17 protein-coding genes are annotated in these 16,295 nt (G+C 43.2%); 14 read left to right on the top strand and 3 right to left on the bottom strand.

Going from position 1 to position 16,295, the window contains the following annotated elements:
- The first annotated feature begins 47 nt into the window (after positions 1 to 47).
- Positions 48 to 557 carry a transcription elongation factor GreB gene (gene greB / locus AC0L46_RS05845; protein ID WP_473506477.1) on the top strand — a complete coding sequence of 170 codons (510 nt, stop codon included), beginning with the start codon at positions 48 to 50 and terminating at the stop codon, positions 555 to 557.
- Between the two features lie 14 nt (positions 558 to 571).
- Positions 572 to 1,417 (top strand): DUF72 domain-containing protein, encoded by an 846-nt coding sequence (locus AC0L46_RS05840; RefSeq protein ID WP_473506475.1) that lies wholly within the window; start codon positions 572 to 574, stop codon positions 1,415 to 1,417.
- A gap of 14 nt (positions 1,418 to 1,431) precedes the next feature.
- Here AC0L46_RS05840 and AC0L46_RS05835 read toward each other — a convergent pair whose 3' ends face one another.
- The 3 genes from AC0L46_RS05835 to AC0L46_RS05825 form a co-directional block, all read right to left on the bottom strand.
- Positions 1,432 to 1,980 (bottom strand): NUDIX hydrolase, encoded by a 549-nt coding sequence (locus AC0L46_RS05835; RefSeq protein ID WP_473506473.1) that lies wholly within the window; start codon positions 1,978 to 1,980, stop codon positions 1,432 to 1,434.
- A gap of 9 nt (positions 1,981 to 1,989) precedes the next feature.
- On the bottom strand, positions 1,990 to 3,246 hold the full coding sequence (locus AC0L46_RS05830; protein ID WP_473506471.1) for an HlyC/CorC family transporter: 1,257 nt from the start codon (positions 3,244 to 3,246) through the stop codon (positions 1,990 to 1,992).
- A gap of 82 nt (positions 3,247 to 3,328) precedes the next feature.
- The gene (locus AC0L46_RS05825) at positions 3,329 to 4,096 is read right to left on the bottom strand and encodes a cytochrome C assembly family protein (RefSeq protein WP_473506469.1); all 768 of its coding nucleotides are present in this window, start codon (positions 4,094 to 4,096) and stop codon (positions 3,329 to 3,331) included.
- Between the two features lie 128 nt (positions 4,097 to 4,224).
- On the opposite strand from AC0L46_RS05825, the gene ffh reads away from it, so the two are divergent.
- From ffh to folD, 12 genes are all read left to right on the top strand, one after another.
- On the top strand, positions 4,225 to 5,607 hold the full coding sequence (ffh, locus tag AC0L46_RS05820; RefSeq protein ID WP_473506467.1) for a signal recognition particle protein: 1,383 nt from the start codon (positions 4,225 to 4,227) through the stop codon (positions 5,605 to 5,607).
- 177 nt (positions 5,608 to 5,784) lie between these two features.
- Entirely contained in the window at positions 5,785 to 6,033 is a 249-nt protein-coding gene (gene rpsP / locus AC0L46_RS05815; protein ID WP_191595974.1) for a 30S ribosomal protein S16, read from the top strand.
- A gap of 15 nt (positions 6,034 to 6,048) precedes the next feature.
- Positions 6,049 to 6,594, top strand: a complete 546-nt coding sequence (rimM, locus tag AC0L46_RS05810) for a ribosome maturation factor RimM (protein ID WP_414681393.1) — start codon at positions 6,049 to 6,051, stop codon at positions 6,592 to 6,594.
- Between the two features lie 22 nt (positions 6,595 to 6,616).
- Positions 6,617 to 7,369: a tRNA (guanosine(37)-N1)-methyltransferase TrmD gene (gene trmD / locus AC0L46_RS05805; protein WP_473506465.1), complete on the top strand. Its 753-nt coding sequence runs from the start codon at positions 6,617 to 6,619 to the stop codon at positions 7,367 to 7,369.
- 69 nt (positions 7,370 to 7,438) lie between these two features.
- Positions 7,439 to 7,801 carry a 50S ribosomal protein L19 gene (gene rplS / locus AC0L46_RS05800; protein WP_414681395.1) on the top strand — a complete coding sequence of 121 codons (363 nt, stop codon included), beginning with the start codon at positions 7,439 to 7,441 and terminating at the stop codon, positions 7,799 to 7,801.
- Between the two features lie 101 nt (positions 7,802 to 7,902).
- Positions 7,903 to 8,622 carry a thioredoxin fold domain-containing protein gene (locus tag AC0L46_RS05795; protein WP_473506463.1) on the top strand — a complete coding sequence of 240 codons (720 nt, stop codon included), beginning with the start codon at positions 7,903 to 7,905 and terminating at the stop codon, positions 8,620 to 8,622.
- Positions 8,623 to 8,770: 148 nt separating this feature from the next.
- Entirely contained in the window at positions 8,771 to 10,072 is a 1,302-nt protein-coding gene (locus AC0L46_RS05790) for a homoserine dehydrogenase (protein WP_473506461.1), read from the top strand.
- Between the two features lie 13 nt (positions 10,073 to 10,085).
- Positions 10,086 to 11,471 (top strand): threonine synthase, encoded by a 1,386-nt coding sequence (thrC, locus tag AC0L46_RS05785; protein WP_473506459.1) that lies wholly within the window; start codon positions 10,086 to 10,088, stop codon positions 11,469 to 11,471.
- Positions 11,472 to 11,559: 88 nt separating this feature from the next.
- Positions 11,560 to 12,279 (top strand): 16S rRNA (uracil(1498)-N(3))-methyltransferase, encoded by a 720-nt coding sequence (locus AC0L46_RS05780; RefSeq protein ID WP_473506457.1) that lies wholly within the window; start codon positions 11,560 to 11,562, stop codon positions 12,277 to 12,279.
- 123 nt (positions 12,280 to 12,402) lie between these two features.
- The gene (locus AC0L46_RS05775) at positions 12,403 to 13,512 is read left to right on the top strand and encodes a GGDEF domain-containing protein (RefSeq protein WP_473506455.1); all 1,110 of its coding nucleotides are present in this window, start codon (positions 12,403 to 12,405) and stop codon (positions 13,510 to 13,512) included.
- Positions 13,513 to 13,581: 69 nt separating this feature from the next.
- Complete coding sequence (recJ, locus tag AC0L46_RS05770) at positions 13,582 to 15,312, top strand: single-stranded-DNA-specific exonuclease RecJ (RefSeq protein WP_473506453.1); 1,731 nt, start codon at positions 13,582 to 13,584, stop codon at positions 15,310 to 15,312.
- A gap of 121 nt (positions 15,313 to 15,433) precedes the next feature.
- Positions 15,434 to 16,276: a bifunctional methylenetetrahydrofolate dehydrogenase/methenyltetrahydrofolate cyclohydrolase FolD gene (gene folD / locus AC0L46_RS05765; RefSeq protein WP_414681402.1), complete on the top strand. Its 843-nt coding sequence runs from the start codon at positions 15,434 to 15,436 to the stop codon at positions 16,274 to 16,276.
- The last annotated feature ends 19 nt before the right edge of the window (positions 16,277 to 16,295 follow it).

The raw sequence follows: 16,295 nt of genomic DNA, 5'->3' as shown, positions 1-16,295 counted from the left end.
AGCTGCTTTTCTTTCGATTAAAAAACTATTTTTTTAGGTTGTTGCTAATGAGTCGCTATCGTCCACCATCCTCCCCAAAATCAGCTTATATTACCCAAGAAGGTGCTCAGGCTCTGTTGGCTGAACTGAAGTATTTGTGGAAAGAGAAGCGTCCGGCGGTTACTGAAACAGTGCGAGAGGCGGCTGCGCAAGGCGACCGCTCTGAAAATGCTGAGTACATTTACGGCAAGAAGCAGCTACGTGAGATAGATAGGCGAGTACGCTATCTTGAGAAACGTCTAGATGCCTGTACGGTCGTTGATCGTTTTCCGAGTGATCAAAGTCGAGTGTTCTTTGGTGCATGGGTAACCTTAGAAGACGAAAGTGGCGAAATTAAAGAATATCGTATTGTTGGTCCTGATGAGTTAGATCATCATGCTAGCTACATTAGTATTGATTCGCCTGTGGCTCGAGCTTTACTAAAGAAGCAAGAAGGGGATGAGGTGGCCATTCGTCTTGCAGCAGGAGAGAAAGTATATTTTATTGAGGCGATTGAATATCGATCTATAGAGTCGTGAGAATTCATTATGGCATGGCGCAGTGGCAGCACCCTGCGTGGACAAACTGGCTTTATCCAAGTTCGCTTCCTGCCTCTGAAAGAATAGGGCGCTATTCAGACGTTTTTTCCACCGTTGAAGTCGGTAGTACTTTTTACACAAAAGTCGATCAGGCTCAGTTGCAGCGTTGGTATGAAATGGTGAGTGACAACTTTCGCTTTTGTTTTAAAGTGTCTCAAGAGATAACTCATCGTTTAAATGAGCGTTCTTGGGAAGAGGTTGTTGCAGATTGGTTGAGCTTTATGGAATCGCTTGTACCTTTGCAGTCAAAGCTAGGCCCTACTATGCTTCAATTTCCTTCGTCTTATGCCGGAGAATCGCTGGAAAAGATATTGTCTCTGTGTGATTTGTGGAAGCTAGAGACGCCTTTATCTGTTGAGGTTCGGCATTTGTCGTTCTTTGATAAAGGAGTGGTTGAGAAGGGGCTACTTGCAGGGTTGTCGAATGCAGGTGTTAATCGAGTAGTGATGGACTCAAGGCCTATTTTTTCCACGCCAGCCTATTGTGAAAGTTTGGTTGATGCTCAGAAAAAGAAGCCAAGGGTGCCTTGCCACCCAGTTGCTACCGCTCAACATCCAGTTGTGCGTTTTATTGGTCATCCAGACTTATCGTTAAATGAGGTCTGGCTAGATCAATGGGCGCTAAAATTGTCTCAATGGTTGAAAGAAGGATTACAGCCGTTTGTGTTTGTTCACTCGTCCGATAATATTGCTGCGCCAACATTAGCTGCAAGACTGGATGAAAAGGTAAATTTGCTTGTCCCTGATTATCAGCCAGCTTTGTTATTGCCAGACTCTCAGGAACAAATTGCGCTTTGGTAGGGGATGTTTGCTTCTTACTTTGAACAAAGCTGATCGACTAGAATGACGTCGTCATGAAAACCATAGTGCCCAGCTTCATGGTCTTGAATAAAGAGCTTTAATGTTTTGCTAACGCTGCTAAACGCAAGCTCATTCCAAGGGATGTCTTTTAATTCAAACAGTGCTACTTCCGAGCTTTCTTCTGTCGGATGGAAGTCGTCTTTTTCTAATTCGGCTAAATAGAACAGGTGAATCTGATTGATATGAGGGATGCTTATCATGCTAAAGAGTTGTAAGCATTTAGCGACTGAACCGCTTTCTTCTAGGGTTTCTCTTAGTGCGCCTTCGCTGGTGGTTTCTTGGTTTTCCATGAAGCCAGCTGGTAAAGTCCAAAACCCTAGACGAGGCTCAATATTGCGTCGGCACAACAGAACTTTTCCCTCATAAAGAGGAATGGTGCCTGTAATAAGATTTGGGTTGTCATAATCGATGTTCCCGCAACTTGGGCACATTGCCCGCATTCGGTTGTCTCCGGCCGGTATCGTCATGTTGACTGAGTGGCCGCACTGGGAACAAAATCTCATTATGTTTCCTTATCGCTTTAGTTGGAGCTTAGCGTATTTCACAACTTTGTCTTCGATCTCTTGGATTTCAATCATATAGTGGCCAACCCATAAACTGATAGGGTGTTCTGGGATGAATTCCAATGTTTCTATGATTAGGCCGTTTAGTGTTTTGGGGCCATCAGTAGGCAGGTGCCAGTCGAGTGTTTTGTTGATCTCGCGGATGTGAGTGGAGCCTTCTATTCGGAAGGAGCCATCGTCTAGCGTTTGTATCTCTTCTTCTTCATCCTGAGTTGGTGGAGTGAACTCGCCAACGATTTCTTCTAGTACGTCTTCTAGAGCGGCAATACCTTGGACATCACCATACTCATCCACCACTACGCCCATTTGTTGATGGTCTTTTTGGAAGTTGAGAAGCACTGTGTTTAGAGAGGTGCTTTCAGGGATGAAATACGGTTCAAGTGTTGCCTTTAATAATGCGGCTTTGGATGGTGTGGGGTCGCGCAAGAACATTGCAGCGTGTCGTGCGTGAAGAATACCAATGATTTTATTGATCTCGCCGTTGTAGACAGGCATTCGGGTGTGTCTGCTTTGGCAAATTTGTTCGATGATCTCTTCGATTGAGTCTTCAATGTCTATGCCGACAACTTCGTTTCGAGGAATCATAATGTCTTCAACAGAAACTTTTTCCAGGTCAAGAATGGAAATTAACATTTCTTGGTGGGCAGCAGGAATCAGCCCACTGGCTTCGTTTACAACCGTTCTTAATTCTTCGGAATCCAATGTGTCTTGTTTGTTTTGAGAGGCGTGAACGCCAATTAAGCGTAACAGGCCATTAGATAAGCCATTAACTAACCATACAAGTGGGTAGAGTGCTTTTAATAAAATGGCAAGCACCCAAGAGGCTGGGAAGGCAATTTTTTCTGGGTGGATAGCGGCTAATGTTTTCGGCGTAACTTCGGCAAAAATCAATACGATCATAGTAAGTGCCGCTGTGGCTATTGCTACACCGGCATCGCCCCATAAGCGAACAGCAATAATGGTTGCTATTGCGGAAGCTAGAATGTTGACAAAGTTGTTACCAATTAAAATAACGCCAATGAGTCTATCAGGGCGTTCAAGAAGGGTGTTTACCTTGATTGCAGATCGGTTCTTGCTTTTAACGAGATGCTTCAGGCGATATTTATTAATCGACAGCATTCCTGTTTCAGAGCTCGAAAAGAAAGCGGAAAGTAAGATAAGACAAAAAAGTATTCCACCAAGAATACCTAAGGGTACTTCGTTCAAAAAGGGATCGCCTCAATTATTTAGATAAATGGATTATTAGTTCTTAAGATCTGACTGTCAAACTACTTTGATCTAATTGTGTTTAATGAAGCAAAATTTGCAATGCAATACGACTACCGAAGTAGCCAAGCATTAACAGAAAAAAGCCACTTAGCGTAAGTTTTACGGCTAGTTGTCCGCGCCACCCTACAATGTGCCTACCTAACAAAAGTCCTGCAAAAACAAACCAAGACATAATGGTGAAGAAGGTTTTATGAGCAAGGTGTTGAGCAAACATGTCTTCGATGAAATAAAAACCTGTCGCTATTGTTATGGTTAACAATACAAAAGCGGCCCAAATGAACTCAAACATAAGCTGTTCTAAAACTTGCAGAGGGGGCACTCTTAATAGCTGTTTTAGTTTGTGATGTTTGAGTTGGTATTCTTGAATTGCCAGCAAAATGCCAACTCCGCAAGCGGCAGTAAACAAACTATAAGCAGCGGAAGCAATTAATATATGAGCGCTGGTGCCCCAAGAGTTGCTATGCAGTTGCATTAGGTCCCAAGGCTCTATGGCGTTGAGGGCTATAATGATGGCGCCAAGAGGGAAGGCAACGCCTAATAATAGAGAGAGATCTTTATCGCGATTGCTAAACCAAAGTAGGCTATTGCCAATAAACGCAATTAAAAGGCCGATGGTTAAAAAATTAAAACCGTCTTTATTGAGTAAAAGTTGGATCAAAGAAAATGTATGGGTAGCGAGAGCTAATGCGCCAATGTGCTGTGTGAAGCGGCTTTGCGGACGGGCGAAATAAGCTGCGCCGGCAATTATAGAAGCGAGACAGGCAAGCCAAAGCGATAATTGAATCATGAAACTAAAGGTTCCGCTGAGTAAAGGTATAGGGTGAAAAACATTTATCCGTTATAATAGAGCCAATTTCACCTTGGATAAACTGAAACCGTAGGTTTTTTCCATTTAGAACCAAATTTGAGGGCAATATGTTCGACAATTTATCGAATCGCTTAACTTCCTCGCTTGATCATATTCGAGGTCGAGCCAAACTGACAGAAGAAAACGTAAAAGATGTTTTACGTGAAGTACGTATGGCGCTCCTTGAGGCTGACGTCGCGTTGCCTGTTGTAAAAGATTTTATTGCCGCTGTAAAAGAGCGAGCAATTGGTACTGAAGTATCAAAAAGCCTAAGCCCTGGCCAAGTCTTCCTTAAGATAGTGAAGCAAGAGCTTGAAAACGTAATGGGGCAGGCGAATGATGGCCTGAACCTTCGTGTTGCAAGTCCAGCGGTTATTTTATTGGCGGGCTTACAAGGGGCGGGTAAAACCACTTCTGCGGCTAAGTTGGCAAAATATTTAAAAGAGCGCGAAAAGAAATCTGTTTCTGTCGTTAGTGCTGATGTATATCGCCCGGCTGCGATTAAACAGCTTGAAACGCTTGCGGGTGAAGTCGGTGTTGACTTCATTCAGAGTGATTTATCTCAAAAGCCAATCGACATCGTAAATGGTGCTATCGATTACGCTAAGAAAGCGCATAAAGATGTATTGATTGTTGATACGGCAGGTCGTTTATCTGTTGATGACGCCATGATGGCGGAAATCAAAGAGTTGCATGCAGCTGTTAACCCAATTGAGACCTTGTTTGTTGTTGACTCGATGACAGGTCAAGATGCAGCGAATACAGCGAAAGCCTTTGGTGATGTGTTGCCGCTAACAGGGGTTATTTTAACGAAGACGGATGGTGATGCCCGTGGTGGTGCGGCATTATCTGTTCGTCATATTACTGGTAAGCCAATTAAGTTCTTAGGTGTTGGTGAAAAAGTTGACGCACTAGAGCCATTTCATCCTGATCGTTTAGCTTCTCGTATTCTTGGTATGGGCGATATGCTTTCTCTTATAGAGCAAGCTGAGCAAAAAATCGACAAGGATAAGGCTGAAAAATTAGCTGGTAAGCTTAAAAAAGGTAAAGGCTTTGATTTAGAAGACTTTAAAGAGCAGCTTCAGCAAATGAAAAACATGGGCGGAATGAGCTCTATGTTGGATAAGCTTCCAGGTATGGGGCAGCTGGGTAATATTCAAGATAAAGTGAATGACAAAATGTTCGTTCAAATGGAAGCCTTGATTAATTCTATGACACCAGCGGAACGTCGTAATCCGGATGTGATAAATGGCTCTCGTAAGAAGCGTATTTCAGCCGGTGCAGGCTTGCAGATTCAAGATTTGAATCGCTTGTTGAAACAACATAAACAAATGCAAAAAATGATGAAGAAATTCAGCTCTAAGGGCGGAATGCAGAAAATGATGCGCGGATTAGGTGGAATGATGCCGGGTGGCGGTATGCCAGGCGGTGGTGGTTTCCCTAGAATGTAGAGCTAATTAGCTGTTTTTACAGGTGGTTTTTAAAAAACTACTACTTTAATTGAAAGGGCGAGCAAATCGCCCTTTTGTTTTTCTAGTTTATCGACTAGAATATGCCGCCTTCTTGTAGTATGAGTCCAAAATTCGACTCGGCAAGAGGGTTTCGTTAAGCAATAAGGAGCCAATCAAATGGTAACTATTCGTCTTTCTCGTGGTGGCTCTAAAAAGCGCCCATTCTATCACTTGAACGTGGCTGATAGCCGTCGTGCACGTGATGGTCGTTACATCGAGCGTTTGGGTTTCTTTAACCCTATTGCTCGTGGTCAAGAAGAACGTCTACGCATCGACTTAGATCGCGTAAATCACTGGGTTAGCCAAGGCGCTCAACTTTCTGACCGTGCTGCGCAGCTTGTAAAAGATGCTAGCAAAAACGCTTAATACTGAGGTAGTGCTATGTCTAAATTGAAACAAGCGGCCGCTCCTGAGCAAGCCCTTGTTGTTGGACGCATTACATCAGTTTACGGTGTTAAAGGGTGGGTGAAGTTATATTCACACACTGACCCAATGCAAGGAATCTTTGATTATGCGCGTTGGTGGTTGAAAACTCCTAGTGGGTGGAAAACCGTAGAATTAAGCCAAGGGCGTTTGCAAGGGCGTGGTTTGGTGGCATCGGTGAAAGGTTATACCGACAGAGATCAAGTTAAAGAAATCTGTGGTATGGACATTTACATTGATGGCAAGGATCTACCAGCATTAGATGAAGGTGATTATTACTGGAGTCAGTTGGAAGGTCTAAGGGTTATAACCAAAGAGGGTGTCCTCTTGGGGAAGGTTTCTCAACTTATGGAAACCGGTGCGAATGATGTTGTTGTTGTCCGTGCGTGTGAAGGCAGTTTTGATCGAGAAGAACGATTGATTCCGTATGCTCCAGGAACTTATGTTTTGAACGTTGATTTAGAACAGCAGGAAATGGTAGTAGATTGGGATCCCGAATTTTAAACAGATAAGCTGAGGTCACAACGTGAAGGTTAGCGTTATATCGCTCTTTCCGGAAATGTTTCAGGCCATTACTCAATATGGAGTAACAGGCAGAGCCATTAAATCAGGGTTGGTTGAAGTGGATTTTTTTAATCCTCGCGACTTTACTCATGATAAACATAAGACTGTAGATGATCGTCCTTATGGCGGTGGCCCTGGGATGCTGATGAAAGTTCAGCCTCTCAAAGATGCGATTGAGTGTGCCAAGAAAATGGTGCCCAATGCAAAAGTTATTTATCTATCCCCTCAAGGGCGTACGCTAACGCAAGAAGGCGTGCAACAGCTTGCTAAACAAGCAGAATTTATTCTGGTAGCAGGTCGTTATGAAGGAGTCGATGAGCGTTTGATTCAATCTGAGGTTGATGAAGAATGGTCGATTGGCGATTTTGTCCTAAGTGGTGGTGAGTTGCCGGCTATGGTGCTCATGGATGCTGTATTTCGTATGGTTCCAGGAGTGTTAGGAAAGCAGGCCTCCGCAGACGAAGATTCGTTTGCCGATGGTTTGTTGGATTGCCCGCATTATACTCGCCCAGAAGTATTAAATGGTGTGCCTGTGCCGCCTGTACTACTTAGTGGCAACCATGAGGAGATTAGACGTTGGCGTTTAAAACAAAAGCTCGTAAGAACTTTTCAGCGCCGGCCAGACCTTCTGCAAGAACTTGAGTTGGACAAGGAACAGCAGAAGTTGTTAGAAGAGTTTATTCGCGAAACTGAAGATTCAACCTCGGCAGAGTAGGAATTGCGAGCTTATCAGAAAGAAGAACCTTCGCACTGATAAGAAACCATATCATTAGGAGTCACATCCATGAGCAATAAAACTAAACTGATTCAGCAATTAGAAGCTGAACAGATGACAAAAGAAGTTCCAGCATTCGGTGCTGGTGATACTGTTGTCGTTCAAGTTAAAGTTAAAGAAGGTTCACGCGAGCGTCTACAGGCCTATGAAGGTGTTGTAATTGCTAAGCGTAATCGCGGTCTTAACTCAGCATTCACTGTTCGTAAAATTTCTAGCGGTGTTGGTGTTGAGCGTGCTTTCCAAACATACAGTCCTCTAGTTGAGAGCATTGAAGTGAAACGCCGCGGTGACGTGCGTCAAGCTAAGATCTTCTACCTACGTGATCGTTCTGGTAAGTCTGCACGTATTAAAGAGAAACTAACTAAACGTTAATATTCTCTACCTAAAAAAGGCGACGCAAGTCGCCTTTTTTTATGGAACTAACGCCCTTCTATATGGCCTAATAGAGACTGTTTCTGTCTTTGAGGTCCTTCATGAATAAAGTTTTCAGTTCACTGGCTCATCGTTTTGTTATGGGGGCGGTGATGTTCTCGTTGTCTAGTGTTTCTTTTGCGGATGAGGCGACTGTTTTGTCGTCTATTCAAGCTGCTTTACCTCAATATGAAATAGAAAGTGTCGAATTGCATAATGGTGCTGGCTTATATGTTGTGACTCTGGCTGGTGGGCCTGTGTTGCATGTCACTCAGGACGGCAAATATTTTGTTGCGGGTGATTTGTATCGTATCGAAGGTGAGTTGCTGGAGAATGAAACAGAGAAAGCCAAATTGGCAAAAGTCGAAGCGATACCAGAGTCGGATATGATCGTTTACAAAGCGCCTAACGAAAGGGCGCATATTACTGTTTTTACGGATGTTGATTGTGTTTACTGTCGTATGCTTCATAAAGAAGTGGCTCAGTTAAATGAGTCTGGTGTGACGGTGCGTTATCTTGCTTACCCTAGGTCTGGAGTCGGTTCAGAGTCTTATCAAAAAATGGTCAGTGTTTGGTGTTCAGATGATCCGAAAGAGTGGCTTACCGATGCAAAACTAGGGAAAAGTGTCCCAGCTAATAAATGTGTGAATCCAGTTGCAGATCAATATAACTTAGGTAATGAAGTTGGTGTGCGTGGTACACCGAGTATTATTTTAGGTGATGGTACGCTTTTGCCAGGGTATTTGCCTGCTGCGCAATTGGTTGAACGTCTTGGGTTATAGCCTTATCGCAAAATATTTCACCAAACATAGGCCTACTTCAGCCTTTTGTGCGTTGGGTTTGCGCCGTTCTCTCGGTATAATGTGTCGGTTTTACATTTAATTGAATTACTTATAAATAAAAATTAAATCATCTCTGTGGGGTATTGTTTTGAAACCGGTAAAAGTCGGAATTTGTGGGCTAGGAACTGTTGGGTCTGGCAGTTTTAACATTCTTCGGAATAATGCGGAAGAAATTACACGACGTGTTGGTCGCAGCATTGTGATTGAGCAAATTGGCGCTCGTCGTGATAATGATATGTGCGACACCACCGGTATGAATGTTACACGTGATATTTTCGACGTTGCTAACAATCCAGAGATTGATATTGTACTGGAACTAATTGGCGGTACTACGGTTGCAAAAGACTTGGTTTTAACGGCTATAGCGAATGGCAAGCATGTTGTAACAGCCAATAAAGCGCTTATTGCGGAGCATGGCAATGAGATCTTTGCTAGAGCCCAAGAAAAAGGCGTTATGGTCGCTTTTGAAGCGGCAGTTGCTGGCGGTATTCCGATCATTAAAACCTTGCGTGAAGGCTTATCTGCCAATCAGATCGATTGGTTGGCTGGTATTATTAATGGTACTGGTAACTTTATTCTTTCAGAAATGAGTGAGAAGAAGCGCGACTTTGACGATGTTTTGGCTGAAGCTCAAGTGCTTGGTTATGCTGAGGCCGACCCTACATTTGACGTAGAAGGGATTGATGCTGCTCATAAGTTAACCATCCTTGCCTCTATCGCATTTGGTATTCCTCTACAGTTTGAAAAAACCTACACAGAAGGCATTAGCCGAATTACAGCTGAAGACGTGGCTTTTGCAGACCAACTTGGTTACTCGATTAAACACCTTGGTATTGCTCGTCGCACTAAGAGTGGTATCGAATTACGTGTCCACCCAACCTTGATTTCTCATAAGCAGTTGCTTGCCAATGTAAATGGTGTGATGAACGCTATTATGGTTCAAGGTGATGTTGTTGGACCAACGTTAAGCTATGGCGCAGGCGCAGGTGCTTTGCCAACAGGTTCTTCTGTTGTGGCTGATGTGATTGATGTTGCTCGTACGCTTACTGCAGATCCAACCAATCGAGTGCCTCATTTGGCTTTCCAAGCAGACGCTTTGTCTGATACGGAAGTGTTGCCGATTGAAGAGATTGAGTGCGGTTTCTTTCTAAATATGACGATTCAAGATCGTGCAGGTGTATTAGCCAATATTACTCAAATCTTGTCTTTGAATGGCATTAGCATCGAGTCTCTGATTCAGCGTGAGAGAGAAGGCAGTGATTTAGTGCCGCTTGTCGTTATGACTCATGATGTGAAAGAACGTAATATGAATGCTGCTATTGCGGCAATTGAAGCCTTGCCGGATGTTGCGGGTACTGTTCAACGAATCCGTGTCGAAAACTTGGCATAAGAGAGAGTCAAAGATGAAATATATTTCTACTCGAGGTAAAGCGCCTGCATTGTCTTTTGGTGACGTGCTTTTGGCTGGTTTGGCGAATGATGGCGGTTTGTACGTGCCAGAAAGCTTGCCTCATTACAGTAAAGAAGAGATCGCTTCGTGGGCGAATCTTTCTTACCAAGAGTTAGCGTTTAAAGTGATGTGGCCTTTTGTTGAAGGTGACATTCCTGAAGCAGCTTTCAAGAAAATGATTGATGAAGCCTACGCTGGCTTTAATCACTCTTCTATTGCTCCTATGGTTCAGGTTGGTAATAACGAGTGGATTCTTGAGTTATTCCGTGGCCCGACTTTGGCGTTTAAAGATTTTGCTTTGCAATTGCTTGGTCGTTTGATGGATTACGTTCTGGCTGAGCGTAAAGAAAAATTGGTTATTTTAGGTGCTACATCGGGTGATACTGGGTCTGCCGCAATTGAAGGTTGCCGTCACTCAGAACATCTAGATATCTTTATTTTGCACCCTTACCAGCGAGTGTCTGAAGTGCAGCGTCGTCAAATGACGACAGTAATCGACAATAATGTTTTCAATATTGCAGTGAAAGGTAACTTTGATGATTGCCAAGGTATGGTGAAATCAAGCTTTGCTGATCAGTCTTTCTTGAAAGGCGCTAAATTAGGTGCCGTAAACTCAATAAACTGGGCGCGAATTATGGCTCAGGTTGTTTATTACTTCTCTTCAGCTTTGTCTGTTGGTGCTCCGCATCGTGAAGTGTCTTTCTCTGTTCCTACTGGTAACTTCGGGGATATTTTTGCTGGCTACTTAGCAAAACGAATGGGTTTACCTGTCGATCAGTTGGTTGTTGCTACGAACCAAAATGACATATTACACCGTGTCATTGCCGAGAATGATATGAGCCGTCAGTCATTGAATGTGACCTTGTCGCCAAGTATGGACATCATGGTATCCAGTAACTTCGAGCGTTTGTTGTTTGATGCTCATGGCCGTGATGGTGCTCAAATTGACGATCTAATGGCGCGCTTTAATCAAGGTGATGTTTCTTTGAATGATGACGCTTGGTCTTTTGTAAAAGAGAACTTTGATAGTTATAAAGTGGATGATGAGAAGACATGTGAAGTCATCGCTGATGTTTTTGCATCGACGCAATACTTGCTTGATCCACATACAGCAATTGGTTTAGAAGCAGCGCGTAATTGTTGGAAAGATAAGTCTGTTCCTATGATCACTTTGGCGACCGCTCATCCGGTTAAATTCCCTGAAGCAGTGGAAAAAGCGGGCTGTGAATCACCAAAATTACCTGAACATATGAAAGACCTTTTCGAACGTGAAGAGTCCTACTCTGTTTTGGAAAATAGCTTAAGTGATGTTCAGGCCTTTGTTGCTGAGAAAATCTAACTAAGTCTATTGAACCAATGAAACGGCCAATCCATGATTGGCCGTTTCTGTTTGTCCTCCCATTTTTTCTTTTTAAAGCGCTACTTTTATGAACCTTATTCTGCTTGACCCTGAAAACACATTAGGTACAGATCAATACACGTTAACAGATCGTCAGCAAACTCATGTGTCTAAAGTAATCAAGGCTCAGCAGGGAGATGTATTAAGAGTCGGTGTGCTGAACGGCAAAATAGGTGAGGGAATATACGAGCCACCGAGTGATCATCAGCCAGGCTATATTCATTCCTTGAATCTATCTTTATCTGCGCCTGAGCCACTACCAATGATCTTGGTAATGGCATTACCTAGACCAAATATGCTGAAACGTACATTGCAGAATATTACGGCAATGGGAGTGAAGGAGCTGTATTTGATCCATTCTGCCAAGGTTGAGAAAAGCTACTGGCAAAGTCCTGTTCTGCAAACGGATTCTATTAATGAATGCCTTATGCAAGGGCTTGAACAAGCGAAAGATACCTTGATGCCAAAATGGTCTTTGATACCAAGATTTCGTCCTTTTGTTGAAGACCAATTACCGGATCTTTTAGAAAATAAAATAGGCTTATTAGCGCACCCTTATCTGGCCAAACCTTGCCCGATTAATATTCAAGAACCTTGTGTGTTGGCTTTGGGGCCGGAAGGTGGCTGGAATGAATTCGAAGTGAGTAAATGGTTAGAGGCGGGAATGGAGTCTGTGCATCTAGGTGAGCGAATTTTGAAAGTAGAAACGGTGGTTCCTGTGCTTTTGTCTCGTCTATATCCAGCTTAAAAGGCTTTTGGGAAGCGCTAAATGTTGTTATTTGTAACGATTTGACAATATTTAGGGAGTCGTTTTATGTTTTAGTGTAAAGTTTGGTTATTAAATAGCCTTGATAGCTTCTGGGTCAGAACTATGGACAAATCGAATAAAGCTAAGCAAATTGCGAAGCCTAATAAAAAAACACAAAATAAATCGGCTTGGTTAAAGTTCTTTTATGTCGGGGTCGAAGATGAGCCTTTTTCTGAAAACGCTCGTCGAGTTCTTATTATTAACCTTTTTACCATTGTTGGTATTTGCTTCACACTTCCACTCGGAATTATTTCTCTCTTTACAGGTAGAACTACACTAGGTTTGTGTTTGGTTTTAATCGCGGTTTTGTATGCGATGAACCATGTTTTTCTTCGATTTTCCCATAATCACTCCCTTTCTGGCAGTTTTGTTATTTATCCCCTTTATGCCTTGATGATTTACCTTGTTTATACTGGTGGTATGAACGGTACGGGGCATGTATGGATTTTTTGTGTTCCTGCTGTGTCTTTGTTTTTGCATGGCATGAAGCAAGGGTTAATTGAGCTGGGTGTTTTTACTGCAGTTTTAATTATTGTTATGTTCTTTACCGATAACCACTTCTCTGAATTTGGTCATCACGAAACACTGCCGTCTAGAATCCTATTTTCTTTTATGGTGGTGATTTTCTTATCCGGTATTTATGAATACTCCATGTCTCGCTTTAACGATGAATTAAAAAAGACGACAGGCAAGTTAAAGTTATTGGCGTATATTGACAGCTTGACTGAGTTGTTAAATCGTCGAGGTATGTTGCAGCGCTTAGAAGCCAAAGAACAGGAAATCATTCATTTGTTATTGGCAGATGTGGATTTTTTTAAGCGTATCAATGATCAATATGGTCATGATGTTGGGGATTATGCGCTAACAAAAATAGCAGAAATTATTAAAACCTCCTTACCTGAGCACGGCTTTGCTGCGCGTTGGGGCGGTGAAGAGTTTCTAATGGCGCTGCCTGAAGGTAGTGTTCAAGAAGCCAATGAGTTAGCTGAGTTGATACGTAAGCGTATAGAAAGTTATGAGTTCTCTTATGAGGGTCAAGCTTTTAGTGTAACGCTCAGTGTGGGTGTGGCAAGTACGACGTCATCTGTGACTTTAAGGGAAGCCATTACTTTGGCTGATAGCCGATTGTATCTTGCAAAGCATTCAGGCCGTAACCAAGTTTGTACAGGCTAGCATTTTTAAATAGATGTTCTAATTCGTGGTATCCTTTCTCGATTCATTTTTTGATTCCTGAGATCTTATATGCGCATTGAACGTCGGATACTTCCTACCGAAGAAAATCATTTTCCGAACAATATGTCCGCGACATTGCAGCGAGTCTTTATGGCTCGCGGTGTTATGTCTGAAGCGGATTTAGATTACCGTCTTCCTCACTTACTCCGTCCAGACTCCTTATTTGATCTCACAACGGCGGGTTCTATTCTTGCGGATGCCATAATGGCAGGTCAAAAGATTCTAATCGTTGGCGATTTCGATGCCGATGGTGCAACTAGTACCAGTCTTGGTATTTTGGCGTTAGAGGCGATGGGCGCAGTTGCCCCTGATTATTTAGTGCCCAATCGATTTGAATTTGGCTACGGTTTAACCCCAGAGATTGTCGAAGTTGCTAAGGAAAAAGAGCCTGCCGTATTAATGACGGTGGATAACGGAATTGCCAGTATTGATGGTGTTCTGGCTGCTAAATTCTATGGAATGAAAGTCGTGGTGACAGACCACCACTTACCCGGTGATTACTTGCCAGAAGCCGATGCGATCGTGAACCCTAATCATCCAAAATGTGGTTTTCCAAGTAAAAATTTAGCGGGTGTTGGGGTGATTTTTTATGTAATGTCGGCTTTGCGAGCGGAATTAAATCGACGCAATTGGTTTGCTGAACAGCATATTCCTGAGCCTAAAATGGCTGATTATTTGGACTTAGTGGCTTTGGGAACCGTAGCAGATGTTGTTCCCTTGGATGCGAATAATCGCATTCTTGTGCAACAAGGGATTAAGCGCATCCAAGCTGGATTGGCACGACCGGGTATTTTGGCTTTATTGGATATTGCGCATCGAGATCATACGCAGTTAAAAGCGTCTGATTTAGGTTTCGCTGTTGGCCCTAGGCTAAATGCCGCAGGACGACTTGATGATATGTCGATTGGCATTGAGTGCTTGCTTGCCGTTCATCCTCATCAGGCGCGCGAGTATGCGCAACGGCTCGATCAATTTAATCGTGAGCGAAAAGCCATTGAGTCCGACATGAAAGAGCAGGCAGAGCTAGTATTGGAAGACTTGTTGGACGATGAACAAGAAATCCCAAATGGCATGTGCTTTTATGATGCAGATTGGCATCAAGGGGTTATTGGTATTTTAGCTTCTCGAATGAAGGAAAAGTGCCATCGACCTGTTATTGCCTTTGCTCGAGTTGGCGAAGACGAATTAAAAGGCTCGGCTCGTTCTATTGCCGGTGTTCATATTCGTGATGCCTTGGATTTATTGGCCAAACGTTATCCACAATTATTGAGTAAGTTTGGTGGTCACGCGATGGCTGCTGGAATGACGATTCGAGAATCTCACTATGAGGCTTTTCGTTTGGCATTTGATGCTATCATCACGGAATGGGTGACGCCAGAACAACTTGAAGCGCGAATTTTGACAGATGGTCCTCTTGCTGCGGAGGACTTCAGTTTGAGTTTTGCTGAGCAGGTAAGATTATCTGGCCCTTGGGGACAAGCCTTTCCCGAGCCTATTTTTGATGGTGTTTTTGATGTACTTCAACAGCGTTTGGTTGGCGAAAAACATCTGAAACTTATGGTACGCGAGCCAAGCAGTGGGCTGCTTTTGGATGCGATTAGCTTCTTTGTTGATTTAGCTAAATGGCCAAATGATAAGGCGGAAAAGGTTCGCTTAGTATACAAACTGGATATTAATGAATTTCGTGGGCAGCGTAACTTACAGCTTCTTGTGGATTATTTGGAGCCAGTTGCAAGCTAAAATTGTAGGCTTTTAGTGTGGTTTTGAAGAACAAATTGCGCTTCAAAGTGCCTATCGAATCAAAACTTGAGGTACAATATCCGCCCCTCATATATCACTCTATTATTATTGGAGCTCTTTCATGACTGCATTGGTTCTTGACGGCAAACTTTGCGCCAAAGAAACTGAAAACCGCTTACAAGCTCAAGTTGCCGAGCTTAAAGAACGTACCGGTTGTACGCCTATTTTAGCGACTATTTTGGTTGGTGCTGATCCAGCCTCAGCCACTTATGTAAAAATGAAAGGCAACGCTTGTCGCCGTGTTGGTATGGATTCTAGAGCGATTGAGCTACCAGAAACCACTACGACAGAAGAGCTGCTAAACACAATTGAAGAGTTAAACGCTAACCCTGATGTGCACGGTATTTTATTGCAACATCCAGTGCCAGAGCAAATCGATGAACGTCTTTGTTTCGATGCCATTGAAGCGCGCAAAGATGTAGACGGTGTTACTTGTCTTGGCTTTGGTCGTATGGCGATGCAAGAGCCAGCGTATGGCGCGGCAACACCAGCAGGGATTATGCGTTTACTTGAAGCATACGATGTAAACCTAGAAGGCAAACATGCTGTGGTTGTTGGGCGTAGTCCAATTTTAGGTAAACCAATGGCAATGATGATGCTGAATGCGAATGCAACCGTTACTATTTGTCACTCGCGTACTAAAAACCTACCTGACTTGATCAAACAAGCGGATGTGGTTGTTGGTGCTGTGGGCAAGCCAGAATTTATTAAAGCAGAATGGATTAAAGATGGCGCGGTTGTTGTTGATGCTGGTTATCACCCAGGTGGTGTTGGCGATATCGAGCTAGCTCCGTTAACAGAGCGTGTTGCTGCTTACACGCCCGTTCCTGGTGGCGTTGGGCCAATGACAATCAATACTCTGATTTTACAAACCTTGGAGTCTGGCCTGAAGCAATTAGGCTAATTGTTAAGATTGAAACGAA

This window comes from Marinomonas sp. 15G6-16, assembly GCF_055809555.1.
The sequence above is the reverse complement of the archived record's forward strand: the minus strand, read 5'-3'. Positions and strand labels throughout refer to the sequence as shown.